This window comes from Aquabacter cavernae, assembly GCF_003993795.1.
Classification (GTDB): domain Bacteria; phylum Pseudomonadota; class Alphaproteobacteria; order Rhizobiales; family Xanthobacteraceae; genus Aquabacter; species Aquabacter cavernae.
In genome coordinates this window covers 942306-966650 of the sequence record NZ_RWKV01000008.1, presented here as the reverse complement: position 1 = coordinate 966650, position 24345 = coordinate 942306, and the positions used below count along the sequence as shown (strand labels likewise).

The window sequence follows — 24345 nt, the reverse complement described above, 5'->3', positions numbered from 1 at the left end:
TAACCCTGCCCCCCATTGATCAAGAACAAGCGCCGAGGAACACCAGTGAGCAGCGAGGCTGAGGTCCTGTTCGAGCGCCGGGGTGAGGCCGGCATCATCACCCTCAACCGGCCCAAGGCGCTCAACGCCCTGAGCCACCAGATGGTGCGGATGATCCATCCCCAGTTGCTGGAATGGGCGGATGACCCGCAGGTGACGCGGGTGGTCTTGAAGGCCGCCGGGGAGAAGGCCTTCTGCGCGGGCGGCGACATTCGCGCCATCTATGATTTGGGCCGCTCGGGCCAGGCCGACGAGGCCATCACCTTCTGGCGCGAGGAATATCTCCTCAATCATTATATCGGCACCTATCCCAAGCCCTATGTGTCGCTCATCGACGGCATCTGCATGGGCGGCGGCTTCGGGCTGTCGGCCCACGGGGCCTATCGCGTGGCGGGCGACCGCTATCTGTTCGCCATGCCCGAGGTGAATATCGGCTTGTTCCCGGACGTGGGCGGCACCTATGTGCTGCCGCGCCTGCCCGGCGCGCGGGGCGTCTATCTGGCGCTCACCGGCGCGCGCATCAAGGCGGCGGACGCCAAGGCGGTGGGGCTCGCCACCCATGTGGTGCCGTCCGCCCGCATGGCCGAGCTGGAAGCCGCGCTCGCAGGCGGTGAGCCGGTGGACGCAGCCCTGGCGGCGTATTCCGCCGCGCCCGCGCCCGCACCCCTCGATGCCCATGGCGACCTGATTGCCGATGCCTTCGGGCGCACCGACATCGGAGCCATCCTCGCCCGGCTGGACGAGATCGCGGGCACGGACGGCGAGGCGGCGGCATTCGCCCGCAAGTCGGCCGACGCCATGCGGGCCGCTTGCCCCACCAGCCTCGCCATCACCATGGAGCAGATGCGCCGCGGGCCGACCCTGACGCTCGGGGGCGCGCTCGCCACCGAGTTCCGGGTGGTGAACCGCGTGGCGCGGGGGCACGATTTCTACGAGGGCGTGCGCGCCATCATCGTGGACAAGGACAATGCGCCCCGCTGGGAGCCGGCACGCCTCGCGGATGTGGATCCCGACGTTATCCAGGCGCATTTCGCGCCCATTGACGACGAACTCTCCCTCGCGGCGGAACTGGCCTGATCTGAATGAGCCATTACGACCCCATCGACGCCAGCGCCAAGGCGCATATGGAGCGCATGACCCCCTGGCGTCGGCGGCTGGTCTTCTATCTGCGCGCGGTGGCGCTGTTCCTGCTGGCCGAGTCGGTGTTCCACTGGGCCATCATCTGCGGCATCGGCGAGGGGCAGTTCGGCGGCTTCCCGGAATTGCCCACCCTGGTTCAGGCGGGGATCGTCTGGGCCGCCATCATCGATCCCATCGCGGGCGTGGGGCTTTGGCTCGGGGCCGGCTGGGGCGTGGTGCTCTGGCTCATCGCCACCGCCACCCAGGTGGCACTGGGCGTGTGGGCGCCGGAGGGCATGTCGCGCCTCATGGTCCTGTCCGTGCTGGAGGTGGCCCTGGTGGTGGCCTATGCGGTGCTCTCCGTGCGTGCCGCCCGCGAGAGCGACGAGGAATAGCGATCCTCCCGTCCGGCGCAGCGGGAGTTTGGGACGGTCATGTCTTGAATGCCGGTGGCTCGCCATCATGGCGTGGCCGCGTTTCACGGGAGGCCTACCATGGCTCGGGATGTCTGGACGCGCGTTGACGATTATATCGGCGAAGCCATTCTCGGTCCCGATCCGATCCTCGATCAAGTGCTGGCGTCGAGCGAGGCGGCCGGCCTTCCGGCCATCGCGGTGTCGCCCGCCCAGGGCCGGCTGCTGGCGCTCTTCGTGCAGATGACCGGCGCGCGGCGCATCCTGGAGATCGGCACGCTGGGCGGCTATAGCGGCATCTGCATGGCCCGCGCGCTGCCTGCGGACGGGCAGCTCGTGACCCTGGAGTTCGACCCCGCCCATGCGGCGGTGGCCCGGTCCAATTTCGAGTTGGCGGAGGTTGCCGGGCGCATCTCGCTGAAGGAGGGCGCGGCCCTCGACACGCTGCCGAAGCTGGTGGCGGGGGGCGAGGGGCCGTTCGACCTCATCTTCGTGGACGCGGACAAGCCCAACAATCCCAACTATCTGGAATGGGCGCTCAAGCTGTCGCGGCCCGGCACGCTGATGGTGTGGGACAATGTGATCCGCGACGGCGCGGTGGCGGACGGCGACAGCACCGATCCGCGCATCCAGGCGACGCGGCATTTGTTCGATCTCATGGCGGCGAACCCGCGCCTCACCGTCACTGCCGTCCAGACCGTGGGCTGCAAGGGCTATGACGGTTTCGCGCTGGCGCGGGTGGGCAACTGAGGCCGCCGCTCAGTTGCTGGAGGCGGTGATGCTCGCGAGCAGGACGCGGGCCACTTCCTTCGTCACGCGCCGCTTGTACTTGGCATGGACGAGCTGGCCGTTGTGGAAGATGTCCTGCTCCACATAGACCATCTTGCCGTCCCACCGCAGGATATTGTCGCTCTCGACGGTCTCGATCACGCCGAGGCCTTCGATGATCTGCCCTTCCAACGGGTGCTTCAGCATTCTTGTCCTCCAGGCGCGCGATGGTTTTCGTGCGCCGCTCTTGGCCGCCGCCCGAATGATCCGGACCGCAGCGGGATAGCGAAGATAGCGCAAGCCAAGCCGACCACAAGCGGACAGCGCATGAGGCGTCCGCCTTCCATGTCAGCCGTCGTTCGAGGCATTGAGATCACTCGGCATGATGCCGTCGGCCGGGGGGCGCAGGCGCACGCCCGGAGCGCCATCGTGGAGAAACTCGATGCCCGCTCCCTCCAGGGCGCGGCGTACCTCGTCCAGCGCCCCCGAACCGGCGGCCCCCGCCTCGGCGGCGGCGAACTCCACTTCCGAAAGACCGCTCGCGGCCGCCATATCGGCCCGGCTTTCACCGAGAAGGGCGAGGGCGGCGGCGATCTGCCGACCGGAGGGAAGGGATTGGGGCATGGGCGTTTCTCCGTCCCGGAGGACTATGTTTCGGGCCAAGCTGTCACACGGGCGGCGCGCGGGAAAGAGAGAACTTACCTCTCCCGCGGCTGCGGGATTTGCTATAGCGGCGGCGTGATGCCTGATACCCCAGATCCCGCCTCCCACAAGACGGCCCTGCGACCCGCCGTGTTCCTGGATCGCGACGGGGTCATCAACCGCGATCTCGGCTATGTGGGCGACGTGGCCCGCTTCCACTGGATGCCCGGCGCCCGAGCGGCGGTGCGGCGGATCAACGAGGCCGGGTTCTTCGCCTTCATCGTCACCAACCAGTCGGGTATCGCGCGCGGCCTCTATACGGAAGCCGCCTACCGGGCCGTGCGGGCGCATATGGAGCGGGGCCTTGCGGAGGCGGGCGCGCGTATCGATGACGAGCGCTTCTGCCCCTACCATCCGGAGGGGACCGTGGAGCCCTATCGCCGGGCATCGGACTGGCGCAAGCCGGAAGCGGGCATGCTGCTGGACCTGATGCGCCACTGGCCGGTGGACCGCGCCCGCAGCTTCATGGTGGGGGACAAGGACACGGACATGATGGCCGCCGCCGCCGCCGGAATCGCCGGACACCTGTTCACCGGGGACGACCTCGACGCCTTCATCGCCGCCCTCCTGCGCGATGCGGGGGCACAATGAGCCCCAAGCCGGATTTCGCCGCCGAGGCAGAGGCGCTGAAGGACTGGATGTTCGGGACGGCGTTGCCCTTCTGGGCGGACATCGGCGTGGATCGTGCGGCGGGCGGCTTCTTCGAGCGCCTGAGCCCGGACGGCGTCGTCATGGACGATCCCCGCCGGGCGCGGCTCGTCTCCCGGCAGATCTATGTGTTCGCCACTGCCGCCCGGCTGGGCTGGGACGGCCCGGCGCGGGAACTGGTCCGCCATGGGCTGGCGGCGCTGGAGCGGGATCATCTGAAGGCGGAAGGGCTGGTCATTCCTTCCGTCGCCCCCGGTGGCGCGCCGGTGCGGAGGGACTTCGACCTTTATGACCATGCCTTTGTCCTGTTCGGCCTCGCCGCCGCCGCCGGGATCGGAGAGGGCGGCGGGCGGCTCGCCGCGCGGGCGGCTGCGCTGCGCGACGCGATGCGCGCGGGCTACGCCCATCCTGAGGCCGGATTTGAAGAGGGCGCGCCACCCACGGCGCCCCTGAAGGCCAATCCGCACATGCATCTGCTGGAGGCGTTCCTAGCCTGGGAGGATCTCGCGCCCGGGCAGGGATGGGAGGAGCGCGCGGACAAGATCGCGCAGCTCTGCCTCGACCGCTTCATCGATCCCGCCACCGGGGCGGTGCATGAATATTATGACCGGCAATGGCGGCGCATTCCCGAGGGCCCGGAGGCCATCGTGGAGCCGGGCCACCAGTTCGAGTGGGCATGGCTGCTGCTGCGTTGGGGCGCACGTCGCGGGCGACCGGACGCGATCGCCGCCGCTTTGCGCCTCATCAATCTCGCGGAGGCCCAAGGGGTCGATGCGTTCCTCGGCCTCGCGCTGAACGAACTCGATCCCGCGCTTGCGGTACGTGACAATCGGGCCCGGCTGTGGCCCCAGACGGAGCGGGTGAAGGCCCATGCCCTGCTGCGCAGCGAGGCCGCTTCACAGGCCGAACGCATCATGGCCGATCACTGCGCGGCGGTGGCCGTGGCGGGCCTGCGGCGCTTCCTGGTCCATCCCGTCGCCGGGTCCTGGTGGGAGCATATCGGCCCGGACGGCCAGCCCCTGCGCGAGCCCGCGCGGGCCAGCAGCCTCTATCACATCATGGGTGCGCTGGAGGCGGTGGCGGACTGAGGCCGGGGATTTGGGGCTTGGGCCGCTTCACTTGAAGAGGAAACGGTCGCCCAGATAGCCCGCCGCGAGCGCCACCAGAGCGGCGATGCCGATCATCTGCAGCAGGCCGAGCGTGGGACGGGGGACGGGGCGAGGGGACGGCGCATGGTCCGCCAGATGATCGGCCGCCGCCGCGATGGCTGCGTCCGGCGTATCGAAGACCGTGGATTCGGGCAGCGCGATCATCAAATTCTCGCGGCCGCCGAAATCCTCCACCAGATGCCCGTCCCCATCCCGCCAGCCGGTCTCGGTGGCGCTGCCCACGCGGGCGATGAGGGTGTGGGGATTGTCGCTCCAGAGGAAGACCGGCTTTCTCCGCGCCTCCGCATAGCCAAGCTCGAAGGCCGTTCCGGGGTCCATATGCGGCCCGCGGAACGGGCTGATATTGGCCACCACCGCATCGGCCGAGTCGATCTCGGCCATGCATTTGCGCCGGATGGCATCCGCGCCCGCCTCCGGCGGCGCGCCGTCCAGGGGATAGAGGCCCTTCAGGCCGTGCGCCGCGCACACCTGCTTGAGCCGGGCACCATGGGTCTCGGCGTCCGGTCGGAAGATGTCGGGCCCGGCAAGATAAAGCGTGCGCATGGCGGAGCCTTGAAAGGGCGAAACGCCATGCTTCTACGTGAGTTGCAGGCCCTTCGGCCACTCCCTGCCGGTTACGCGGCGTGAAACTGCACGCCATTTCCGCTGGGATCGCGCAGGGACAAGGCGCCGTCCACGGTCTCGAACGGATAGCGGGCCGCCTTCAGCCGCTCGGCCAGCGCTTCCACCGCCGTGCCGGGCACCCGCACAGTGACGTGGTCGAGGCCCACATGGCCGGGCTTCAGGGCTGGCGCGCCGCGCGAGGACCAGACATTCAGGCCCACATGGTGGTGATAGCCACCGGCCGCCACGAACAGGGCGCCGGGATAGGTGGTCATCAGCTCGAAGCCGAGCAGCCCCACCCAGAAGGCTTCCGCTTCGGCCAGATCGCGCACCTTCAGGTGCACATGGCCCATATCCGTTCCGGCGGGCGCCGGGCCGGGAACGGGCGGTGCAAGGGGCGCGAGGGAGGCGAGGTCCAGGGGCATGGTGGCCATGGAGATGCGCCCGTCCTGCCACGGCCAGTCGGCCTTGGGCCGGTCGCAATAGATCTCGACGCCGTTGCCGTCGGGGTCGTCGATATAGAGGGCCTCGCTCACCAGATGGTCCGAGGCGCCAAAGCGAATGCCCGCCTGATGGAGGGCCATGACCCGCTCCGCCAAGGCGCGGCGGTTCGGGACGCGGACGGCGAGATGGAACAGGCCCGGCGCACGCCGGTCGGCAGGTGCCGCCGCCGCATCCCGCCGAATCTCCACCAAGGGCAGCAGCCCCGCGCCCAGCACCAGCCGGTCCGCATCGCGCGCCATCACCCTGAGGCCCACGGCCTGCTCATAGAAGGGCGCAAGCCGGTCGGGGTCACGGCTGCGCAGCACCACGGCGCCCATGGTCAGGGCCGCGGGCAGGGTGGGGGCGGTGGAGGTGATGTCTTGAAGCGCGGTCATCTTGTCGTCCTTCCCGCGTCGGTGCGGGCATGAAGTGCATGGACGGAAAGATAAGACGAAGTGCGCCTATCTGCCATTGCGCCGGTGCAAGGCAAGAACTGCGCCTGGACATGAAGCGCTGCGTTCCCGTTGGGAATCAGACCGGGAAATTGCCTGCATAGGGGGCGGGGCGCACATCCGCCTCACGCACCGGCACCACGATCTCGGTCTTCGTCTCAAAGGCCGCAACAGCCGAATCGCCGGCTTCGGCAAAGCCCGCGAACATGGCCCCGAAGAGGTTCAGCATGGTCTCGTGCATGGGGGGGAGCAGGCGGACGCTTCCGGTGGGAGACGGCGTGCGCTCGATCAGCTCCAGTTGCTCGGCCTCGCGCAGCAGCTTCAGAACATGGGCACGGGAGACGAAGAACTGCCGCGACAATGCCGCCACCGGAACCGGCACCGGCTGGGTGGGCGGGAAGGTGTCGCCGTCCGTGCCGGAGATGAGCAGGCTCCAGGCGATCAGGAGGCCGGCATCCCGCTCGCCGAACAGGAGGGCGTGGGGCGCATAGTCCCGCAGCCGGAACCCCGCATGGAAGCGGCCGCCGATCTCGCGGATCAGCGCCTTGCGGAACCCCACCTCATGCAGACGGGCCAGCACCTCCTCGGCGGGCGGGTGGACCTGGGCGATGGCGCTGAAGATGGTCTGCCAGCGCTTCAACTGCTCCTGTATCATGCGGTCGGTGGGCACCAGGGGACGCTGGCGCCGGTTGGGCCCGCTGTCCGGCCCCACCTCCAGATAGCCGCCCCACCGCATGAGGGTGACGATGGCCTTCGCCCGGCCGCGGCTGCAGATGCCGGAATCGTGGCAGAGATTCGCGATGCGCGTGACCGTGAGCCCAACGCCCCGCTCGTCGGGCGTCGCGTCGAGATAGAGGGCGAACATGCCGAAAATCGCCCGGCCCCGATCATTGAGGATGCGGTTGAGCAGGCGGTTCCCCCGGTAAAGTTCCACCAGCCCACGCGCCATCTGCTCGCTCGCCGGGAGAAAATTGGGGTGGGCGCGGAAGGTGCTCATCCGAGATTTTATCCGTCTGAAGAGTTCGGCGCTCGTGGAGGGGGGTCCTGAATGCGGCATTCTTGGCTTGGCGCCTCGACGATTCTTCAGCCTTTCCGGCACTCCACTATAAGCACCCCGGCGCCCACACGGGAGAGCGCCCGCCGCCAAAACGGGTCAAGAATTGCCATTGCCGTGAGGGAAGGGCGAACCTAGAGCGGGGGAACGTTCTGCTTGCGATCGCGTTTAGCTACAGCTTGGCAATACAGCCGGCGGCACATGGCGCGACATTGGTCCTTTGCCCAGGAGGAATTCAGCATGGCGTCCCTCAAAATCGCGATCTTCGGCCTCGCCATGGGAGCCGGCCTTGCGCTCGGCGCCGGCGAGAGCAGCGCGACGGTCTATTGCACCGCGCCCGGCATTCCCGCCGGCTGTGTCTGGAACCCCGGTGGCGTCGGCGTGCTGCCGGGGCCGGGTGCAGGCGCCGCTGGACCGGGCCTGACCCGTGGCCCCGGCGTGGGCGCGAACGGTGTCGGCGTCTATCCGGGAGCGGGGGCGGGTGCTGCAGGCGCCGGCCTGGCGCCCGGCGCGGGTGTCGGAGCCCCGGGCGTTGGGGCGCCCGGCTATGGCGGCGTCAATGCCGGCGGTCCCGTGAACCGGGTCGGTGTCCGATAGGCCACCCGAACGGCCGCATCCTTTATGGTTGGTGTGGCGTGAAGCGGCATGCGGCCATGGCCGCGTGCCGGAAAGATCGCGCGGCGTTCCGCGCAGCGCCTGTGGCGCCATGTCGAAACGGGCGTGCCCTGCCTTGGGGCGCTCCCATCACGGAGAGAAAGCAATGTTCGTTCGTCTGACCACTGCGGCGGCCCTCTGCCTGACCGCGACCGTGGCCCTGGCCGACCGGCCGGCCGCCGACAAGTGCGCGGCGGGCCTCAACGCCGATGGCCAGTCCATTTATGCGGCCTCTGCCGCACAGGTCACTCCCGGCGCCGATGTCCGCGCGGTGGTGAAGTCCGCCACCGAGACCCTCGTGCGCTCCGGCTCGGTCAGCATGGGCAATGCCCGTCCGGCCGCCGAAGCGGCCGGCAAGTGCCTCGTGCTCATCAATTCCTGATATCGGCCCGGCGCCTGCCGGGTTCCACGCAGCAAAAAGCCCCGGATCTCGGTCCGGGGCTTTTTCTGTGTCCGCGCTGAGGGGGAGGGGTGAGCCTCAGCCTCGCGAGATGGGCGTCCTGCCAAGGAGTGTCGCCATCTCCGCTTCGAGATCGTCGAACGGATCGGGCTCCTTCGCGGGAGCCGCATTGGCCGTTGCAGCCGCTTCCGCCGCCTTCTTTTCCTCGGCTTCCTTCGCTGCAAAGCGGGCGGCTTCCTCCGCCTCCGCTTCCCGGGCGAGGGTGAGTTCGAGCTGGCGCACCAGATCGGCTTCCAGCCCGAGGTCTGGGGACGCCATGACAGGCGCGCTCGGTGCCGGAGGCACGGGAGCCGGCTTCACGTCGCGCGGCAGGGGGTGGGACGGCGGTGCCGTGTTGATGCCCGCCCGCATGATGGGCGAGAAGCGGGCCGGGCTGATGCGGGGCGCCTGACGCGCGGCAGGGGCGGGCTCGTCCGGCGCGGCGGGCGTGCCGAGGGCCTCGCCCAGCGAGGATTCCAGCCGCTTCGCCAGATCCCCGATCTGCGGTTCGGTGCGCGTCTCGGCAGCCGGCCGGGGCGGCCGGCTGAGGCTGAACATGGGCACGCGGCGGAAGGGAGGCGGAGCGGCAGGCGCTTCCGGCTCGGCCGCTTCAGCCGCAGGGGGCTCCACTTCAGGAGCCGGAGTCAGGGGCATCTCCGGAAGCATGGGCGCGGCGGGGGTGACAACCACCGCAGGGGCTTCCATGGCCGCCGAGGACGAGGTCTCCGGTTCGGGCTCCAGCACGACGGGAGGAGCCTCCGCGAGCGGCTCCTGCTCTGCGAAGGGGGCCGAAACGTCGGGCGCCGTGCTCTGGGGCGTGCCGAATTCGACCATGTCCGCTTGCGGCGCGGGGGCCGGGAAGGTCGGCTCCTGGAACACGGGCTGCTGGAATGTCGGTTCTTGAAAGGTCGACTCTTGGAACGTGGGTTCCTGGAAGGCCGGAGCCTGGAATGCGGGCTCTTGGAATGAGGGTTCCTGGAACTTGGGTTCTTGGAAATTGGGTTCTTGGAAGGTCTGGTCCTGGAAGCTCGTGGTCTGCACCACCGTTTCCTGAACGACCGTCTCCTCAATCACCGTCTGCTGGACAACAGTGTCCTGAGCGACAGCGTCGTGGGCGACGGTATCTTGGATGGGCGTATTCTCCACCAGGGGGTCTTGAGCCAGCGGCTCCTGGGCCTGGGGGGCCGCAGTCTCAAACGACAGCGGCTCCGGCGCGGAAAGGGATTCGTCCGCCTTCACCTCGTCGGTGGAGAGATTCGCCTCGGCCGCCACCGGGGCTGCACTATCCGCAGCTTCATGAGCGGGCTCGCTGACGAGAGCGTCCGGCGAAGAGGCGGGGATGTCGAACACCGGAATGGCGTCGGTGGCAGGCTTTACCTCGTCGGCATTGGCCGCCACGAGAGCCGGAGCCGCCGCCGTGGCGATATCACCGACAGACGGAGAGGCGTCGTGCGACGGCGTCGCCGGGGCTCCGGGCCGCTGACGGGCTTCCGCTCCGAACAGCGGTGAGCGGGGCGGCTTGCCCTCGGTGAGCGACGGGCGGCTCAAGCCCAGGCCCGCGGGGCGGGCAAATCGCTCCGCGGCGCCCGGCAGCGGGCGGGCAGGGCGAGGCGGGGTGTCCTCTTCCGTGCGCAGGGGCCGCCGCGACGGCAGGGGGCGCCGGGTCTCGGTGAGCGGGGTTTCCGGACGGGCGGAGGTGAAAGCCGCAGCGCGGGGCGGATGGGCCTCGGCGGCTTCAGGCGTGATCGGGGCCGGCTCTTCGGCTTCCGGCGTGTCTTCGGCGGCCGGGATGTCCAGCGGGATTTCGGCGGGCGGCGCGGTGAGCACCGCGGGCGTCGGGCGTCGGGACAGGGCTTCGCGCGCCGGAGGCTCGCGCAGGGCCGTCGTCTCGCGGCCCGCAGCCCCATCGCGCAGTGCGGGCATGTCACGGGGAGCGGGCACTTCGCGGGGCGCTGCCGGAGCTTCGCGGCCGGTCCGGCTGATGGCCGGCTCCACCACGATGTCCGTGGTGCCGCCCACGAGCAGGAGATGTTCGACCTCGTCACGCCGCACAAGGACAAGGCGTCGCCGCGGGTCCACGGCCACACTGTCCACGACCGCGAGCCGGGCCTGCCGCGAGCGCAGGACGCCCCCGGTTCCCCCGCCGCTCAGCCGCCGCACGATGAGAACGGTCAACCCGAGCAAGGCCGCGATCACGACGGTGGCGATAGCCACCCTGATGGGCAGATCGAGCTGCGTTCCGAGCAGATCCTGCAACATTACGTCTCCTCTTTGCGGCCTGAGGTACCTGTCGCGGGCGTCAAAATCCAGCCGGGGTCATCAGACAGCATGGGCGCGTAGGGCACAGGCCCGTGCGCGAAGAAATTCTTGACCATTTGGTCCATAAATCAATCAATGCCGTAACTTTGCGTTAATTTTCGGGAATCGGCTGCGAGGCTTGGGGCGTCTTGCGGCGCGAAAATGAGGAAACGCTATGGCGAGTAAGGCGCGCGAGGATCGCGCGGAGAAGGTCGGCGGTTCCCGAAAGGTACGTCTGGTTGGTTCGCAGCGTTGGCTTGTTGGTGGGGCTGCATTTGCCGGAGGGGTGATTGCCACCCTGTTTGATGGCGATGGTGGTTCCGGGCTGACGGCGCTGCTGGCCGGGCTCGCCGCGATAGGTGTGTTCACGGTCATCACCACTGCCGTCCGTTTCATGCGCGGCGAGGAGCGGCGCACCGACGATCTCACCCGCACCTTGTTCGCCGCCACCTCCGACGCCGTGGCGCTGGTCGAGAATGGCGACGAACTGGTCCAGGCCAATGCCGCCTATCTGCGCCTCAGCCGTAGTCGCGAGGGACAATCCCCCACGCCCGAGCGATTCCTGAGCCGGATTCCCGGCGCCCAGGCCAATGTGGCGACGCTGCTGCGCTCTATCGCGGACGGAAGCTCGGGGCTTCAGTCCTTCCCGTTCGATTCCGACCCCTCCGGGCGCAGGCTCATGGTGAGCGTGCATCCGCTCGACAGCCTGAAGCGCGTACTCTGGGTGCTGAGCCTGGCGGATGCCGGGGGCGCGAAACTGGGCGGCGTACCGGCCGAGAGCCGCCCCAGGGTGGCTGCGGTGGCTACCGCGACCCCGGCCATCGGTATCGATTCGGACGTTGCGGCCCAGCTCATGGCCCTTTGGGAGGCCGCGCCCGTGGGTCTCATGCTCATCAGCCCGGAAGAGGGGCGGCTTGCCAACGGCACCCTCGCGCGCTGGCTCGGCTACGATCTTGCCGAATGGGGCTCCGGCATCGCTTTTTCCGAATTGTTCGACGCGGCCAGTCAGTCCGCCGTGGTGAGGGCTTTTTCGGCGGACCAGGGCGGCCCGGCGAGCCTCGACGTGGACCTGATCCGCAAGGACGGAAGCGCGTGGCCCGCCCATGTGTGGATTTCCGGCCGCCCCGGCGGCGTGAGCATCCTGGCCGCCGTCGCGCGCACGGCACAGGCCCCGGTTGCTGTGCAGGGCGCCCCTCCCGCTCTCCCCGCGGGTACCGAGACGGACTTTTTCTCCCGCTCGCCTCTTGCCATGGCGAGCGTCGATCGGACCGGCCGGGTGGTGGAGGCCAATGGCAGCTTCACGCGCCTGTTCGCGGGGGCGGGCATCGCGGTGCTCGGCGCCAAGCTGGAGCGTCTCGTGCTGGAGCGGGACGCGGCCGCCGTGGACCGGCTGTTGAAGGATACGGTTTCCGGGCAGGCGCCGGTCTCGCCCGTGGAGGCGTCGATCGCCGGGGAAGGGGGGCGCTCCGCCCGCCTTTATGCGGCGCTGCTGGGCCCCGCCGGGTCCGGGATCGCCGTCTATGCGGTGGACATGACGGCGCAGCGCACCCTGGAGGCGCAGTTCGCCCAGTCGCAGAAGATGCAGGCCATTGGCCAGCTCGCGGGCGGGGTCGCGCACGACTTCAACAATGTGCTGACAGCCATCCTCGGCTATTGCGACCTGCTGCTGGCCAATCACCGGCCGAGCGATCCGTCCTTCCCGGACATCATGCAGATCAAGCAGAACGCGAACCGGGCCGCCGGGCTGGTGCGCCAGTTGCTCGCCTTCTCGCGTCGCCAGACCCTGCGTCCGCAGGTCATCCATCTTCCCGACGTGCTGTCCGACCTCTCCATGCTGCTGCGCCGGCTGATCGGCGAGAGCATCGACTTGAAGGTGGAGCATGGCCGGGATCTGTGGCCGGTGCGGGTGGATGTGAACCAGTTCGAGCAGGTCGTGGTCAATCTCGCCGTGAATGCGCGTGATGCCATGCCGGGCGGGGGGCAGCTCACCATCCGCACGCTCAACGTGCCCGCCCAGGAATGCGAGCGCTACGGCGATGCGGCGACCCTCGCTGCTGCCGACTACGTCCTGATCGAAGTGAGTGATTCGGGCACCGGCATACCGCCTGACATTATGGACAAGATTTTCGAGCCCTTCTTCTCCACGAAGGAAGTGGGGAAGGGGACGGGCCTCGGCCTTTCCACCGTCTATGGCATCGTCAAGCAGACCGGCGGCAACATCCTTCCCGAGAGCGAGCTGGGCCGGGGAACCGTCTTCCGCGTGTTCCTGCCGCGCCATGTGGCGGGGGCCGAGGACGTGCCGGTGCCCGCTCTGGAAGCCGAGCCGCGCCCCGCGCCGGACCTCACGGGGCAGGGGACCATCCTGCTGGTGGAGGACGAGGACGCGGTGCGGGCCTTCGCCACCCGCGCGCTCACTGCGCGCGGCTACAATGTGATCTCTGCCGCAAGCGGTGCCGAGGCCCTGGAGGCCATGGACCATGCGGGCGCCCGTGTGGATCTCGTCATCTCCGACGTGGTGATGCCCGAAATGGACGGGCCCACATTGCTCAAGGCGCTGCGGGCGCGCGATCCGGGGCTGAAGGTCATCTTCATCTCCGGTTATGCCCAGGAGGCGTTCGGCAAGAATCTGGCTGAGGGGGAGACTTTCGCCTTCCTTCCGAAGCCCTTCTCGCTGAAGCAACTGGTGGCCGCCGTGAAGGAAGCCACCGCCGGCTGACGCCGCTTGGAGCGCAGATCCGGTGCCCCGCAGGGGCGTGGAAAAGGGCGGGCCATACTGTCGCACCTTCCTTCAAGGAAGGGCGGCCCGCCCTTCACCGCAATGCAGCAAATGGCCGAGGGAAATGTTCTGGCATACATAATGCCGAGCATCCCCTGCTACGGAGAACACACCCAAAAGCGGTTATTTTGCGATGCGATAGGTCCGGAATCGTGGAGCCGGGTCAGGTCGCTCTTGCCACCCATCTGGCGCTGCGATAAGCCTCGCGTGTTTCGAATTCCTCCAACCGAGGCCGGCGCGGTAACGCTTGAAGCGGATCGCCCAAGCGCCCCGAGGTGCGGACATGAACCTCTTGCTGCAAGACTACCTCCCGGTGGTGATCTTCATCGGAGTGTCCCTGGTGATCGGGCTGGCGCTCCTGATCTCTCCCTTCCTGGTGGCCTACAGCAATCCGGATCCGGAGAAGCTCTCCGCCTACGAATGCGGCTTCAACGCCTTCGACGACGCGCGCATGACCTTCGACGTGCGCTTTTACCTGGTCTCTATCCTCTTCATCATCTTCGACCTGGAAGTGGCCTTCCTGTTCCCCTGGGCGATCTCGTTCGGAGGGCTCGGCGACCTCGGCTTCTGGTCCATGATGATCTTTCTCGGCGTGCTGACCGTCGGGTTCATCTATGAGTGGCGCAAGGGAGCACTCGAATGGGATTGACCCCTTCCGCGACGAAGCCTCTGGTGGCGCCTGCCCCCAAGGGAATCATCGATCCGTCCACCGGCCGCCCCATCGGCGCCGATGACCCGTTCTATCAGGAGATCAATGCCGAGTTGGCGGACAAGGGCTTCCTTGTCACCACCACGGACGATCTCATCACCTGGGCGCGCACCGGCTCGCTCATGTGGATGACGTTCGGTCTCGCCTGCTGCGCGGTGGAGATGATGCAGGTCTCCATGCCCCGCTATGACGTGGAGCGCTTCGGCTTCGCGCCGCGCGCCTCGCCGCGCCAGTCGGACGTGATGATCGTGGCCGGCACGCTGACCAACAAGATGGCCCCGGCCCTGCGCAAGGTCTACGACCAGATGCCGGAGCCGCGCTACGTCATCTCCATGGGCAGCTGCGCCAATGGCGGCGGCTACTACCACTATTCCTATGCCGTGGTGCGCGGATGCGATCGCGTGGTCCCGGTGGACATCTATGTCCCCGGCTGCCCGCCGACCGCCGAGGCGCTGCTCTACGGCGTCCTGCTGCTGCAGAAGAAGATTCGCCGCGTCGGGACCATCGAACGCTGATCGGGCCCAAGCCGATCGGATCAAGGGTTCGCCGCCGGGGTTCGCCTCGGAGGGTGTGAGGGACAAGCTGATGGACGAGACCCTGAAGGACCTCGCGGTCCACATCTCCGGCGTGCTGGGCACGGCTGTGCGCGGCAGCAAGATCGCGTACGGCGAGCTGACGCTGGACGTGGAGCGCGCGGACATCGTCAAGGTGGCCACCTTCCTGCGCGACGACCCGAGCTGTCTGTTCACCACCATCATCGATGTGTGCGGCGCCGATTATCCGGCCCGCGAGGCGCGGTTCGAGGTGGTCTACCACCTGCTGTCCATGAAGCAGAACCTGCGCATCCGCCTGAAGGTGGAGGTGGACGAGGTGTCCACCGTGCCGTCCATCTGCTCGGTCTTCGTCGGCGCCAACTGGTTCGAGCGGGAGGCGTACGACATGTACGGCATCCTGTTCACCGGGCATCCCGAGCTGCGCCGCCTGCTCACCGATTACGGCTTCGACGGCCACCCGCTGCGCAAGGACTTCCCGCTCACCGGCTTCGTCGAGGTGCGGTATGACGAAGAGGCGAAGCGCGTGATCTACGAGCCCGTGCGTCTCGCCCAGGAGTTCCGCAACTTCGACTTCCTCTCCCCCTGGGAGGGCGTCGAATATGTGCTGCCCGGCGACGAAAAGGCGTCCGGCCAGCCCGCCGCGCCCAAGGCCGGCTGAAGGAGCGACCCATGGCCCAGACCCTCGAAAGCCCCCGGCCCGCCGCTCCGGTTCGCAATTTCCAGATCAATTTCGGCCCCCAGCATCCCGCCGCCCACGGCGTGCTCCGCCTCGTGCTGGAGCTGAACGGCGAGGTTGTGGAACGGGTGGATCCGCATATCGGCCTGCTTCATCGCGGCACCGAGAAGCTGATCGAGGCCAAGACCTATCTCCAGGCCGTGCCTTATTTCGACCGCCTGGACTATTGCGCGCCCATGAACCAGGAGCACGCTTACTGCCTGGCGGTGGAGCGTCTGCTGGGCATCGAGGTGCCCAAGCGCGCCCAGCTCATCCGCGTGCTCTATTCCGAGATCGGGCGCCTGCTCTCGCACCTTCTGAACGTCACCACCTTCGCCATGGACGTGGGCGCGCTCACCCCGCCGCTGTGGGGCTTCGAAGCGCGCGAAAAGCTCATGATGTTCTATGAGCGCGCCTCCGGCAGCCGCATGCATGCGGCCTATTTCCGGCCGGGCGGCGTGCACCAGGACCTGCCGAAGAAGCTGGTCGAGGATATCGGCACCTTCTGCGCCACGTTCCCGAACCTGCTGGACGACCTCGACAACCTGGTCACCGGCAACCGCATCTTCAAGCAGCGCACCGTGGATATCGGCGTCGTCTCCCTGCAGGACGCCATGGCCTGGGGCTTCTCGGGCGTGATGGTGCGCGGCTCGGGCGCGGCCTGGGACCTGCGGCGCTCGCAGCCCTATGAGTGCTATTCCGAGCTGGATTTCGACATCCCGATCGGCAAGCACGGCGACTGCTACGACCGCTATGTCGTGCGCATGGAAGAGATGCGCCAGTCGAACAAGATCATGATCCAGTGCGTGGAGCGCCTGCTGAAGGAAGAGGGCCCGGCCCATTCCTTGGATCACAAGGTGACTCCCCCCAAGCGGGGCGAGATGAAGCGCTCCATGGAAGCACTCATTCACCATTTCAAACTATACACGGAAGGCTTCCACGTGCCGGAAGGCGACGTCTATGCCGCCGTGGAGGCGCCGAAGGGTGAGTTCGGCGTCTATCTGGTGGCGGACGGCACCAACAAGCCTTACCGCTGCAAGATCCGGGCTCCCGGATTCGCCCACCTGCAAGCCATGGACTTCCTGTGTCGCGGGCACATGCTCGCCGACGTGTCGGCGGTGCTGGGCTCCCTCGACATAGTGTTCGGGGAGGTGGACCGATGATGAGCGTTTCTCTCAAGACTCTGTTTTCCGCCGGCGTGCTCGCGTGCGCCGCCGTTCCCGCCCTGGCGGCTGATCCCGTCATGATCATGCCCTATCCCATGGTGGTTCAGACCCCCGCGCAGGTGGTGGTGCCGGTCGTTCCCGCCCCGCCGCCCGTGGCCGTGGTGGTGGAGCGCATCACCGCCTACCAGCTGCTGGAGACGGGCTGGACGCCGGTGAGCGCGGCTCTCATTCCCGAGAGCGGCGTGCCGGGCACCGGCGGTGCCTTCGCCCATGTGGATGGCACCGCGCTGCGCCTCTACAAGGGCGGCGTTTACGCCGACTGCGGCCTCGCCCGGGTGGGCGGCGCCTACAATGACTGTCGAATCCTGACTCCGGGAAGCCGCTGATGTCCGTCCGCCGCCTCGCTGCCGTCCAACCCGAGAGCTTCGCCTTCACGGCGGAGAACGAGGCTTGGATCGTTCAGCAGATCGCCAAATACCCCGAAGGCCGGCAGGCGAGCGCGGTGGTTCCGCTGCTGTGGAAGGCACAGGAGCAGGCGGGTGGCTGGCTGCCGGAGCCTGCCATCCGCGCAGTGGCGGATCGTCTGAGCATGGAGAGCATTCGCGTGCTCGAAATCGCCACCTTCTACACCATGTTCAACCTGGAGCCGGTGGGGCGCCATTTCGTCCAGCTCTGCGGGACCACGCATTGCATGATGCGCGGTTCCGAGGAACTGAAGGACGTGTGCCGCAGCAAGATCGGCCCGGAGCGCCATGTGAGCGCGGACGGTGCGCTGTCCTGGCTGGAAGTGGAATGCCTGGGTGCCTGCGCCAATGCGCCCATGGCCCAGATCAACTACGATTATTACGAAGACCTGACCCCCGATAATTTCGCCAAGCTCCTCGATGATCTGCGGGCGGATCGTCCGGTGAAGACGGGCTCCCAGGTCGGTCGTCAGGGATCGTCGCCGGAACTGGGGCTGACCAGCCTGACTGATCCGAGCCTTTATACGCGCGGCCCCTCCGCGGGCGGCGCGACGGCCGAGGCGCCCGCCGCCGCCGGCGTGCGCGACCCGGAGGAGTGAGCGATGCTCCAGGATAAGGACCGTATCTTCACCAATCTCTACGGAATCCACGATTTCGGCCTGAAGGGCGCGCTGATGCGCGGCAACTGGGACGGAACCAAGGGTATCCTGGAGAAGGGCCGCGACTGGATCATCAACGAGATGAAGTCCTCCGGCCTGCGCGGGCGCGGCGGGGCGGGCTTCTCCACCGGCCTCAAATGGTCGTTCATGCCCAAGCAGTCGGACGGGCGTCCCCACTATCTGGTGGTGAATGCCGACGAATCCGAGCCGGGCACCTGCAAGGACCGGGAGATCATGCGCAATGATCCCCACACCCTGATCGAAGGCTGCCTCATCGCCTCCTTCGCCATGGGCGCCCACGCGGCCTACATCTATGTGCGCGGCGAATTCATCCGTGAGCGCGAGCGCCTCCAGGCAGCCGTTGACCAAGCCTATGAAGCCAAGCTCATCGGCAAGGACAATATTCACGGCTATCCCTTCGACCTCTACGTCCATCACGGCGCGGGCGCCTATATCTGTGGCGAAGAGACGGCCCTCATCGAGAGCCTGGAAGGCAAGAAGGGCATGCCGCGGCTGAAGCCGCCTTTCCCTGCCAATATGGGCCTCTATGGCTGTCCCACCACGGTGAACAACGTGGAATCCATCGCGGTGGCGCCGGAAATCCTGCGCCGCGGCGCGGCGTGGTTCGCGGGCATCGGCCGGCCGAACAATGTGGGCACCAAGCTCTTCGGCATCATGGGCCATGTGAACACGCCCTGCGTCGTCGAGGACGCCATGGGCATCACCTTCCGGGAACTGGTCGAGAAGCACGGCGGCGGGATCCGGGGCGGCTGGGACAATTTGCTGGCCATCATTCCCGGCGGCGCCTCCTGCCCGATGGTTCCGGCGGCAGCCTGCGAAGACCTGATCATGGATTTCGACGGCCTGCGCAGCGTGAAGTCGTCCTTCGGGACGGCGGGCTGCCTGGTCATGGACAAGTCCACGGACGTGGTCCGTGCCATCACCCGCATCTCCTACTTCTTCAAGCATGAGAGCTGCGGCCAGTGCACGCCGTGCCGCGAGGGCACGGGCTGGATGTGGCGCGTCCTCAACCGCATGTCGGAAGGCCGGGCCCAGAAGCGCGAGATCGACGTGCTGCTGGAGGTCACCACCCAGATCGAGGGCCACACCATCTGCGCGCTGGGCGACGCGGCGGCGTGGCCGGTCCAGGGCCTCATCCGGAATTTCCGTCACGAGATCGAGAAGCGGATCGACCAGTATGCGGCCAATCCGCATCCCGATCCGGTGCCGATGGCGGCGGAATAAGAATGGCGCGCCTCCTGCGGGCCTGTCCCATCCTGGCGGCGGCGGATCTTCCCGCCACGCTCGCCTGGTACCGGGACAAGCTGGGCTTCGAGGTGAAGAGCGAATACCCGCATTACGGCATCGTCATGCGGGACGGCATCGAGCTTCAGTTCTGGCATTGCCAGGACCGCAGGATCGCCGAGAACACGTCCGCCTATCTTCGGGCGGACGACGTGGATGGTTTGCACGCCACTCTGGGGGCGGCACGCGAAGGCGGGCACATCTCGGAAGTGGCAGATCGCGCATGGGGCATGCGCGAATTCTATGTCTGGGACCCGGATGGGAACCTGCTGCGCTTCGGCGCTCCGGTTTCCGGCGAGTGCCCGGCGCGAGACGAGGAAAGTTGAGATGGCGAAGATCGTCGTCGATGGAACCGAGGTGGACGTTCCCGCCGAATACACGCTGCTTCAGGCGTGCGAGGCGGCGGGCGTCGAGATTCCGCGCTTCTGCTTCCATGAACGGCTGTCCATCGCCGGCAATTGCCGCATGTGCCTGGTCGAGGTGAAGGGCGGACCGCCCAAGCCCACCGCGTCGTGCGCCATGGCGGTGAAGGACCTGCGCCCCGGCCCGAACGGCGAGCCGCCGGTCGTCCTCACCAAGAGCCCCATGGTGAAGAAGGCCCGCGAGGGGGTGATGGAGTTCCTCCTCATCAACCACCCGCTGGACTGCCCCATCTGCGACCAGGGCGGCGAGTGCGACCTCCAGGACCAGGCCATGGCCTATGGCGTGGACACGTCGCGCTTCGCGGAGAACAAGCGCGCGGTCGAGGACAAGTATATCGGCCCGCTGGTGCGCACCTCCATGAACCGGTGCATCCACTGCACCCGCTGCGTGCGCTTCACCACCGAGGTGGCGGGCGCATCGGACCTCGGCGCCATCGGGCGCGGCGAGGACATGGAGATCACCACCTATCTCGAGCACGCCATGCGCTCCGAGATGCAGGGCAACGTGGCGGACCTGTGCCCGGTGGGCGCGCTCACCCACAAGCCCTACGCCTTCCATGCCCGTCCCTGGGAATTGAACAAGACCGAGTCCATCGACGTCATGGACGCGGTCGGCTCCAACATCCGCATCGACACCCGTGGCCGCGAAGTGATGCGCATCCTCCCGCGCACCAATGACGCCGTGAACGAGGAGTGGATCTCCGACAAGACCCGCTATGTGTGGGACGGCCTGAAGACCCAGCGCCTCGATCGCCCCTATGTGCGCAAGGGCGGCCGCCTCGTGCCCGCCACCTGGCCGGAGGCGTTCGACGCCGTCGCCGCCAAGGTGAAGGCCACCCCCGCCAAGCGCATCGGCGCCATCGTCGGCGATCTGGCGAGCGTCGAGGAAGCATTCGCGCTCAAGCAGCTGCTGACCAAGCTCGGCTCCGCCAGCATCGACTGCCGCCAGGACGGCGCGGCGCTCGACCCGTCGCTCGGGCGCGCCTCCTACCTGTTCAATGCCGGCATTGCCGGCATCGAGGAGGCGGACGCCATCCTGCTGGTGGGCACCGATCCCCGCCACGAGGCGTCGGTCCTGAATGCACGCATCCGCAAGCGCTGGCGCGCCACGGGCGGCAAGCTGAAGATCGCGCTCGTGGGCGCGCAGGCGGACCTGACCTATCCTTATGAATATCTCGGCGCCGGCCCCGAGACCCTGGCGGATCTCGCCGGCTCCGGCACCTTCGCCGACGTGCTGAAGGGCGCGGAGAAGCCGCTGGTGATCGTGGGGCAGGGGGCTCTGGCCCGTGCCGACGGCGCCGCCGTGCTCTCCCTCGCCGCGCGTCTCGCTCTGTCCGTGGGCGCGGTGAAGGACGGCTGGAACGGCTTCGGCGTGCTCCACACCGCCGCCTCCCGCGTCGGTGCCCTGGATGTGGGCTGCGTGCCGGGGGAAGGCGGGCTCGATGCCGCCGCCCTCGCGGCGCCGGGTGGCGCGGACGTGGTGTTCCTGCTGGGCGCGGACGAGATCGACGTCGCTCCGGGCGCCTTCGTGGTCTATCTGGGCACCCATGGCGATCGCGGTGCCCACCGGGCGGACGTGATCCTGCCGGGCGCGGCCTATTCGGAAAAGTCCGGCCTCTATGTGAACACCGAAGGGCGGGTTCAGTTCGCCAACCGCGCCGCCTTCCCCCCGGGGGATGCGCGCGAGGACTGGGCGATCCTGCGGGCGCTCTCTGAGGTTCTGGGCCAGAAGCTGCCCTACGACCAGCTCTCCGCGCTGCGCGCGGCGCTGGTGGCGGCACATCCTCATATCGGCCGGATCGGTGCCATCGAGGCGGCGGACCCGGCGGGCCTCACCGCGCTCGCGCAGCGCGGCGGGAACACGGACAAGGGGGGCTTTGCCCCCGTGATCACGGATTTCTACCTGACCAACCCCATCGCCCGCGCTTCCGCCGTCATGGCGGAATGCTCGGCGCTGCGGCTGGGCGGTGTGGCCGCCGTGGCGGCTGAGTAAGGGCGGGGCGGACGCATGACCTGGCAGGACACTCTTCTGAAGGTGGCGATCATTGTCGGGCAGAGCCTTGCTCTGCTCGTCGCGCTGCTCGTCTTCATCGCCTACATCCTTCTGGCTGACCGCAAGATCTGGGCCGCGGTCCAGCTCCGGCGCGGCCCCAACGTGGTGGGCCCGCTCGGCCTCTTCCAGTCCTTCGCGGACCTTCTGAAGTTCGTGCTGAAGGAGCCGGTGGTTCCCTCGGGCGCCAACAAGGCGCTGTTCCTTCTGGCGCCGCTGGTCACCTGCGTGCTGGCACTCGCCGCATGGGTGGCGGTGCCGATCGCGGACGGCTGGGTGATCGCCGACCTGAATGTCGGCATCCTCTACATCTTCGCCATCTCTTCGCTGGGCGTGTACGGCATCATCATGGCCGGCTGGGCGTCCAACTCGAAGTATCCGTTCCTGGCGGCGCTTCGCTCGGCGGCGCAGATGGTGTCCTACGAAGTCTCCATCGGCTTCGTGATCATCACCGTGCTCATGTGCGCGGGCTCGCAAAACCTCTCCAGGATCGTGGAAGCGCAGGACGGCCCGCTGGGCCTGCTGAACTGGTACTTCCTGCCGCTCCTGCCCATGTTCGTCATCTTCTTCGTCTCCGCCCTGGCAGAGACGAACCGTCCGCCCTTCGACCTCGTGGAAGCGGAGTCGGAACTGGTGGCGGGCTTCATGACCGAGTACGGCTCCACGCCTTACCTGCTGTTCATGCTGGGCGAGTACGTGGCCATCATGACCATGTGCGCCATGGGCACGATCCTGTTCCTCGGCGGGTGGCTGTCGCCGCTGCCCTTCGCGCCCTTCACCTGGGTGCCGGGCCTCGTCTGGTTCGTGCTGAAGCTCTGCTTCATGTTCTTCCTGTTCGCCATGGCGAAGGCCATGGTGCCGCGCTATCGCTACGACCAGCTCATGCGCCTGGGGTGGAAGGTGTTCCTTCCCATCTCCCTCGTGGCCGTGGTGGTGGTGGCCGGCGTGCTTCACTTCACGGGGACGGCGCCGCGATGACCGCTTCCCGCCCGAACGCAATCGACCGGAGCTGAGCCATGAAGCTCGACCAGGCGGCACGCGCCATCTTCTTGACGGAGCTGATCTCCGGCTTCTTCCTCGCCATGCGCTATTTCTTCAAGCCCAAGGCGACCATCAACTATCCGTTCGAGAAGAACCCCATCTCGCCGCGCTTCCGCGGCGAGCATGCGCTGCGCCGCTATCCCAACGGCGAAGAGCGCTGCATCGCGTGCAAGCTGTGCGAGGCCATCTGCCCGGCGCAGGCCATCACCATCGAGGCCGGCCCGCGCCGCAATGACGGCACGCGCCGCACCACGCGCTACGACATCGACATGGTGAAGTGCATCTATTGCGGCTTCTGCCAGGAAGCGTGCCCGGTGGATGCCATCGTGGAAGGGCCGAACTTCGAGTTCGCCACCGAGACGCGCGAAGAACTCTATTACGACAAGGAACGGCTGCTCTCCAATGGCGACCGCTGGGAGCGCGAGATCGCGCAGGCGATCGCGCTGGATGCGCCGTACCGGTGAGACGGGGCCGCCCGATGGGCGGCCAATTCGGGGTTGGGCGGCGGCCGCTTCCTGCGGCTGCCTCAGACGAGTGGACTTTTGTCATGGGTAGGGGCTATCGACGGGCCTGTAGCCGCTTGCGGCTTCAAGGGGCCGCCGCCATGGACACCGCCGCCATCCGGCCGCAGGCACTTGGTCGTGCCGGTGCGCCGAACGGTGCGTTGAGAACCGGCGCTCGCGCGCCGCGCAAGGGGGGGCTCGGCGCATGAGTGTCGCGGCAGCGTTTTTCTATCTGTTCGCCGGCGTGCTGGTGGCCTCGGCCTTCATGGTCATCGCCTCGCGCAACCCGGTTCACTCGGTGCTGTTCCTGATCCTCTGCTTCGTTAATGCGGCGGGTCTGTTCATCCTGATCGGTGCCGAATTCCTCGGCCTCATCCTCATCGTGGTCTATGTGGGCGCCGTCGCGGTGCTCTTCCTCTTCGTGGTGATGATGCTGGACGTGGACTTCGTCGAGCTGAGGCAGGGCTTCCTGCAATATCTGCCCATTGGGGTGCTGATCGGGGTCATCTTCCTCGCGGAGCTTGTTCTGGTCGTGGGCAGCTGGGCCACCAGCTCCACCATCGCCACTGTTCCGGCCATCGCCGAGGCGACCTCGCACCTCACCAACACGCAGCAGCTCGGCCGCGTGCTCTACACGGAATATGTCTACTTCTTCGAGGCGGCCGGCATGGTTCTCCTCGTCGCAATGATCGGTGCCATCGTGCTGACGCTCCGCCACAAGCCCAACGTGAAGCGTCAGAACATTTCCGATCAGGTCGCACGCACGCCGGAGCAGGCCATGGAAGTGGTCAAGGTCCGGCCGGGCCAGGGTATCTGAGGAGGGGATGATGGAAATCGGACTGTCCCACTACCTCACCGTCGCGGCGATCCTGTTCACGCTGGGAACGCTGGGCATCTTCCTCAATCGGAAGAACGTCATCGTCATCCTGATGTCGGTGGAGCTCATCCTGCTGGCGGTGAACATCAACCTCGTCTCCTTCTCGATGTTCCTCGGGAACATCGTCGGGCAGGTGTTCGCGCTGCTCGTGCTGACGGTGGCCGCTGCCGAAGCGGCCATTGGTCTCGCCATCCTCGTGGTGTTCTACCGCAACCGCGGTTCGATCGCCGTCGAGGACATCAACGCCATGAAGGGCTGAGGCC

27 protein-coding genes are annotated in these 24345 nt (G+C 67.5%); 21 read left to right on the top strand and 6 right to left on the bottom strand.

Features of this window, described 5'->3' with window-relative positions; genetic code table 11:
* Nucleotides 1-45: 45 nt before the first annotated feature.
* From EJJ38_RS09180 to EJJ38_RS09170, 3 genes are all read left to right on the top strand, one after another.
* A complete protein-coding gene (locus tag EJJ38_RS09180) occupies nucleotides 46-1116 on the top strand; it encodes an enoyl-CoA hydratase/isomerase family protein (protein WP_127089770.1) in 1071 nt (356 codons plus the stop codon).
* A 5-nt stretch (nucleotides 1117-1121) separates the two neighbouring features.
* Nucleotides 1122-1553 (top strand): DUF6163 family protein, encoded by a 432-nt coding sequence (locus tag EJJ38_RS09175; RefSeq protein ID WP_127089769.1) that lies wholly within the window; start codon nucleotides 1122-1124, stop codon nucleotides 1551-1553.
* A gap of 99 nt (nucleotides 1554-1652) precedes the next feature.
* Nucleotides 1653-2321 (top strand): O-methyltransferase, encoded by a 669-nt coding sequence (locus EJJ38_RS09170; RefSeq protein WP_127089768.1) that lies wholly within the window; start codon nucleotides 1653-1655, stop codon nucleotides 2319-2321.
* A gap of 9 nt (nucleotides 2322-2330) precedes the next feature.
* Here EJJ38_RS09170 and EJJ38_RS09165 read toward each other — a convergent pair whose 3' ends face one another.
* On the bottom strand, nucleotides 2331-2546 hold the full coding sequence (locus EJJ38_RS09165) for a hypothetical protein (RefSeq protein WP_127089767.1): 216 nt from the start codon (nucleotides 2544-2546) through the stop codon (nucleotides 2331-2333).
* A gap of 141 nt (nucleotides 2547-2687) precedes the next feature.
* Nucleotides 2688-2963 carry a DNA-binding protein gene (locus EJJ38_RS09160; protein ID WP_127089766.1) on the bottom strand — a complete coding sequence of 92 codons (276 nt, stop codon included), beginning with the start codon at nucleotides 2961-2963 and terminating at the stop codon, nucleotides 2688-2690.
* A gap of 117 nt (nucleotides 2964-3080) precedes the next feature.
* Between EJJ38_RS09160 and EJJ38_RS09155 the strand changes: the two genes are divergently transcribed.
* The gene (locus EJJ38_RS09155; RefSeq protein ID WP_127089765.1) at nucleotides 3081-3632 is read left to right on the top strand and encodes a D-glycero-alpha-D-manno-heptose-1,7-bisphosphate 7-phosphatase; all 552 of its coding nucleotides are present in this window, start codon (nucleotides 3081-3083) and stop codon (nucleotides 3630-3632) included.
* A complete protein-coding gene (locus EJJ38_RS09150) occupies nucleotides 3629-4777 on the top strand; it encodes an AGE family epimerase/isomerase (protein ID WP_127089764.1) in 1149 nt (382 codons plus the stop codon). Before EJJ38_RS09155 ends, EJJ38_RS09150 begins: the two co-directional genes overlap by 4 nt.
* A 27-nt stretch (nucleotides 4778-4804) precedes the next feature.
* On the opposite strand, the gene EJJ38_RS09145 is transcribed toward EJJ38_RS09150, so the two are convergent.
* The 3 genes from EJJ38_RS09145 to EJJ38_RS09135 form a co-directional block, all read right to left on the bottom strand.
* Nucleotides 4805-5401, bottom strand: coding sequence for a nucleoside 2-deoxyribosyltransferase (locus tag EJJ38_RS09145; protein ID WP_127089763.1), 597 nt, complete (start codon nucleotides 5399-5401; stop codon nucleotides 4805-4807).
* A 71-nt stretch (nucleotides 5402-5472) separates the two neighbouring features.
* Nucleotides 5473-6339, bottom strand: a complete 867-nt coding sequence (locus tag EJJ38_RS09140; RefSeq protein WP_205666130.1) for a VOC family protein — start codon at nucleotides 6337-6339, stop codon at nucleotides 5473-5475.
* A 136-nt stretch (nucleotides 6340-6475) separates the two neighbouring features.
* The gene (locus tag EJJ38_RS09135; RefSeq protein WP_127089762.1) at nucleotides 6476-7393 is read right to left on the bottom strand and encodes a hypothetical protein; all 918 of its coding nucleotides are present in this window, start codon (nucleotides 7391-7393) and stop codon (nucleotides 6476-6478) included.
* Between the two features lie 297 nt (nucleotides 7394-7690).
* On the opposite strand from EJJ38_RS09135, the gene EJJ38_RS09130 reads away from it, so the two are divergent.
* Nucleotides 7691-8047 (top strand): hypothetical protein, encoded by a 357-nt coding sequence (locus EJJ38_RS09130; RefSeq protein WP_127089761.1) that lies wholly within the window; start codon nucleotides 7691-7693, stop codon nucleotides 8045-8047.
* A gap of 163 nt (nucleotides 8048-8210) precedes the next feature.
* Nucleotides 8211-8486: a hypothetical protein gene (locus tag EJJ38_RS09125; protein WP_127089760.1), complete on the top strand. Its 276-nt coding sequence runs from the start codon at nucleotides 8211-8213 to the stop codon at nucleotides 8484-8486.
* A 96-nt stretch (nucleotides 8487-8582) separates the two neighbouring features.
* Here the strand turns inward: EJJ38_RS09125 and EJJ38_RS09120 are convergent, their stop codons facing one another.
* A complete protein-coding gene (locus EJJ38_RS09120; protein WP_127089759.1) occupies nucleotides 8583-10802 on the bottom strand; it encodes a flagellar biosynthetic protein FliO in 2220 nt (739 codons plus the stop codon).
* Between the two features lie 325 nt (nucleotides 10803-11127).
* Between EJJ38_RS09120 and EJJ38_RS09115 the strand changes: the two genes are divergently transcribed.
* The 14 genes from EJJ38_RS09115 (at nucleotide 11128) to nuoK (ending at nucleotide 24341) form a co-directional block, all read left to right on the top strand.
* The gene (locus EJJ38_RS09115; protein WP_245454163.1) at nucleotides 11128-13557 is read left to right on the top strand and encodes a response regulator; all 2430 of its coding nucleotides are present in this window, start codon (nucleotides 11128-11130) and stop codon (nucleotides 13555-13557) included.
* Between the two features lie 343 nt (nucleotides 13558-13900).
* On the top strand, nucleotides 13901-14266 hold the full coding sequence (locus EJJ38_RS09110) for an NADH-quinone oxidoreductase subunit A (RefSeq protein WP_127089757.1): 366 nt from the start codon (nucleotides 13901-13903) through the stop codon (nucleotides 14264-14266).
* Nucleotides 14257-14841: a NuoB/complex I 20 kDa subunit family protein gene (locus EJJ38_RS09105; RefSeq protein WP_127089756.1), complete on the top strand. Its 585-nt coding sequence runs from the start codon at nucleotides 14257-14259 to the stop codon at nucleotides 14839-14841. Before EJJ38_RS09110 ends, EJJ38_RS09105 begins: the two co-directional genes overlap by 10 nt.
* Before the next feature lie 70 nt (nucleotides 14842-14911).
* Nucleotides 14912-15538, top strand: a complete 627-nt coding sequence (locus EJJ38_RS09100) for an NADH-quinone oxidoreductase subunit C (protein WP_127089755.1) — start codon at nucleotides 14912-14914, stop codon at nucleotides 15536-15538.
* An 11-nt stretch (nucleotides 15539-15549) separates the two neighbouring features.
* Nucleotides 15550-16758, top strand: coding sequence for an NADH-quinone oxidoreductase subunit D (locus tag EJJ38_RS09095; RefSeq protein WP_127089754.1), 1209 nt, complete (start codon nucleotides 15550-15552; stop codon nucleotides 16756-16758).
* Nucleotides 16755-17147: a hypothetical protein gene (locus tag EJJ38_RS09090; protein ID WP_127089753.1), complete on the top strand. Its 393-nt coding sequence runs from the start codon at nucleotides 16755-16757 to the stop codon at nucleotides 17145-17147. The genes EJJ38_RS09095 and EJJ38_RS09090 overlap by 4 nt, the downstream gene beginning before the upstream one ends.
* On the top strand, nucleotides 17147-17824 hold the full coding sequence (gene nuoE, locus EJJ38_RS09085; RefSeq protein WP_127089752.1) for an NADH-quinone oxidoreductase subunit NuoE: 678 nt from the start codon (nucleotides 17147-17149) through the stop codon (nucleotides 17822-17824). The genes EJJ38_RS09090 and nuoE overlap by 1 nt, the downstream gene beginning before the upstream one ends.
* Nucleotides 17825-17827: 3 nt before the next feature.
* The gene (nuoF, locus tag EJJ38_RS09080; RefSeq protein WP_127089751.1) at nucleotides 17828-19129 is read left to right on the top strand and encodes an NADH-quinone oxidoreductase subunit NuoF; all 1302 of its coding nucleotides are present in this window, start codon (nucleotides 17828-17830) and stop codon (nucleotides 19127-19129) included.
* Between the two features lie 2 nt (nucleotides 19130-19131).
* Nucleotides 19132-19515 carry a bleomycin resistance protein gene (locus tag EJJ38_RS09075; protein WP_127089750.1) on the top strand — a complete coding sequence of 128 codons (384 nt, stop codon included), beginning with the start codon at nucleotides 19132-19134 and terminating at the stop codon, nucleotides 19513-19515.
* Nucleotide 19516: 1 nt separating this feature from the next.
* Nucleotides 19517-21604 carry an NADH-quinone oxidoreductase subunit NuoG gene (gene nuoG, locus EJJ38_RS09070; RefSeq protein WP_127089749.1) on the top strand — a complete coding sequence of 696 codons (2088 nt, stop codon included), beginning with the start codon at nucleotides 19517-19519 and terminating at the stop codon, nucleotides 21602-21604.
* Nucleotides 21605-21619: 15 nt separating this feature from the next.
* Nucleotides 21620-22639: an NADH-quinone oxidoreductase subunit NuoH gene (gene nuoH / locus EJJ38_RS09065; RefSeq protein ID WP_127089748.1), complete on the top strand. Its 1020-nt coding sequence runs from the start codon at nucleotides 21620-21622 to the stop codon at nucleotides 22637-22639.
* Between the two features lie 38 nt (nucleotides 22640-22677).
* Nucleotides 22678-23166 carry an NADH-quinone oxidoreductase subunit NuoI gene (gene nuoI / locus EJJ38_RS09060; protein ID WP_127089747.1) on the top strand — a complete coding sequence of 163 codons (489 nt, stop codon included), beginning with the start codon at nucleotides 22678-22680 and terminating at the stop codon, nucleotides 23164-23166.
* 244 nt (nucleotides 23167-23410) lie between these two features.
* Nucleotides 23411-24022 (top strand): NADH-quinone oxidoreductase subunit J, encoded by a 612-nt coding sequence (locus EJJ38_RS09055; RefSeq protein ID WP_127089746.1) that lies wholly within the window; start codon nucleotides 23411-23413, stop codon nucleotides 24020-24022.
* 10 nt (nucleotides 24023-24032) lie between these two features.
* The gene (nuoK, locus tag EJJ38_RS09050) at nucleotides 24033-24341 is read left to right on the top strand and encodes an NADH-quinone oxidoreductase subunit NuoK (RefSeq protein WP_127089745.1); all 309 of its coding nucleotides are present in this window, start codon (nucleotides 24033-24035) and stop codon (nucleotides 24339-24341) included.
* The last annotated feature ends 4 nt before the right edge of the window (nucleotides 24342-24345 follow it).

What these genes read in the sequence shown, in the direction of transcription:
- EJJ38_RS09095 (WP_127089754.1), top strand. Translation starts at nt 15,550, where the DNA reads ATGGCCCAGACCCTCGAAAGCCCCCGGCCCGCCGCTCCGGTTCGCAAT.
- nuoE (WP_127089752.1), top strand. Translation starts at nt 17,147, where the DNA reads ATGTCCGTCCGCCGCCTCGCTGCCGTCCAACCCGAGAGCTTCGCCTTC.
- EJJ38_RS09110 (WP_127089757.1), top strand. Translation starts at nt 13,901, where the DNA reads ATGAACCTCTTGCTGCAAGACTACCTCCCGGTGGTGATCTTCATCGGA.
- nuoI (WP_127089747.1), top strand. Translation starts at nt 22,678, where the DNA reads ATGAAGCTCGACCAGGCGGCACGCGCCATCTTCTTGACGGAGCTGATC.
- EJJ38_RS09145 (WP_127089763.1), bottom strand. Translation starts at nt 5,401, where the DNA reads ATGCGCACGCTTTATCTTGCCGGGCCCGACATCTTCCGACCGGACGCC.
- EJJ38_RS09055 (WP_127089746.1), top strand. Translation starts at nt 23,411, where the DNA reads ATGAGTGTCGCGGCAGCGTTTTTCTATCTGTTCGCCGGCGTGCTGGTG.
- nuoK (WP_127089745.1), top strand. Translation starts at nt 24,033, where the DNA reads ATGGAAATCGGACTGTCCCACTACCTCACCGTCGCGGCGATCCTGTTC.
- EJJ38_RS09120 (WP_127089759.1), bottom strand. Translation starts at nt 10,802, where the DNA reads ATGTTGCAGGATCTGCTCGGAACGCAGCTCGATCTGCCCATCAGGGTG.
- EJJ38_RS09175 (WP_127089769.1), top strand. Translation starts at nt 1,122, where the DNA reads ATGAGCCATTACGACCCCATCGACGCCAGCGCCAAGGCGCATATGGAG.
- EJJ38_RS09125 (WP_127089760.1), top strand. Translation starts at nt 8,211, where the DNA reads ATGTTCGTTCGTCTGACCACTGCGGCGGCCCTCTGCCTGACCGCGACC.
- EJJ38_RS09130 (WP_127089761.1), top strand. Translation starts at nt 7,691, where the DNA reads ATGGCGTCCCTCAAAATCGCGATCTTCGGCCTCGCCATGGGAGCCGGC.
- EJJ38_RS09155 (WP_127089765.1), top strand. Translation starts at nt 3,081, where the DNA reads ATGCCTGATACCCCAGATCCCGCCTCCCACAAGACGGCCCTGCGACCC.
- EJJ38_RS09170 (WP_127089768.1), top strand. Translation starts at nt 1,653, where the DNA reads ATGGCTCGGGATGTCTGGACGCGCGTTGACGATTATATCGGCGAAGCC.
- nuoH (WP_127089748.1), top strand. Translation starts at nt 21,620, where the DNA reads ATGACCTGGCAGGACACTCTTCTGAAGGTGGCGATCATTGTCGGGCAG.
- EJJ38_RS09090 (WP_127089753.1), top strand. Translation starts at nt 16,755, where the DNA reads ATGATGAGCGTTTCTCTCAAGACTCTGTTTTCCGCCGGCGTGCTCGCG.
- EJJ38_RS09100 (WP_127089755.1), top strand. Translation starts at nt 14,912, where the DNA reads ATGGACGAGACCCTGAAGGACCTCGCGGTCCACATCTCCGGCGTGCTG.
- EJJ38_RS09150 (WP_127089764.1), top strand. Translation starts at nt 3,629, where the DNA reads ATGAGCCCCAAGCCGGATTTCGCCGCCGAGGCAGAGGCGCTGAAGGAC.
- EJJ38_RS09075 (WP_127089750.1), top strand. Translation starts at nt 19,132, where the DNA reads ATGGCGCGCCTCCTGCGGGCCTGTCCCATCCTGGCGGCGGCGGATCTT.
- EJJ38_RS09140 (WP_205666130.1), bottom strand. Translation starts at nt 6,339, where the DNA reads ATGACCGCGCTTCAAGACATCACCTCCACCGCCCCCACCCTGCCCGCG.
- nuoG (WP_127089749.1), top strand. Translation starts at nt 19,517, where the DNA reads ATGGCGAAGATCGTCGTCGATGGAACCGAGGTGGACGTTCCCGCCGAA.
- EJJ38_RS09160 (WP_127089766.1), bottom strand. Translation starts at nt 2,963, where the DNA reads ATGCCCCAATCCCTTCCCTCCGGTCGGCAGATCGCCGCCGCCCTCGCC.
- nuoF (WP_127089751.1), top strand. Translation starts at nt 17,828, where the DNA reads ATGCTCCAGGATAAGGACCGTATCTTCACCAATCTCTACGGAATCCAC.
- EJJ38_RS09165 (WP_127089767.1), bottom strand. Translation starts at nt 2,546, where the DNA reads ATGCTGAAGCACCCGTTGGAAGGGCAGATCATCGAAGGCCTCGGCGTG.
- EJJ38_RS09105 (WP_127089756.1), top strand. Translation starts at nt 14,257, where the DNA reads ATGGGATTGACCCCTTCCGCGACGAAGCCTCTGGTGGCGCCTGCCCCC.
- EJJ38_RS09135 (WP_127089762.1), bottom strand. Translation starts at nt 7,393, where the DNA reads ATGAGCACCTTCCGCGCCCACCCCAATTTTCTCCCGGCGAGCGAGCAG.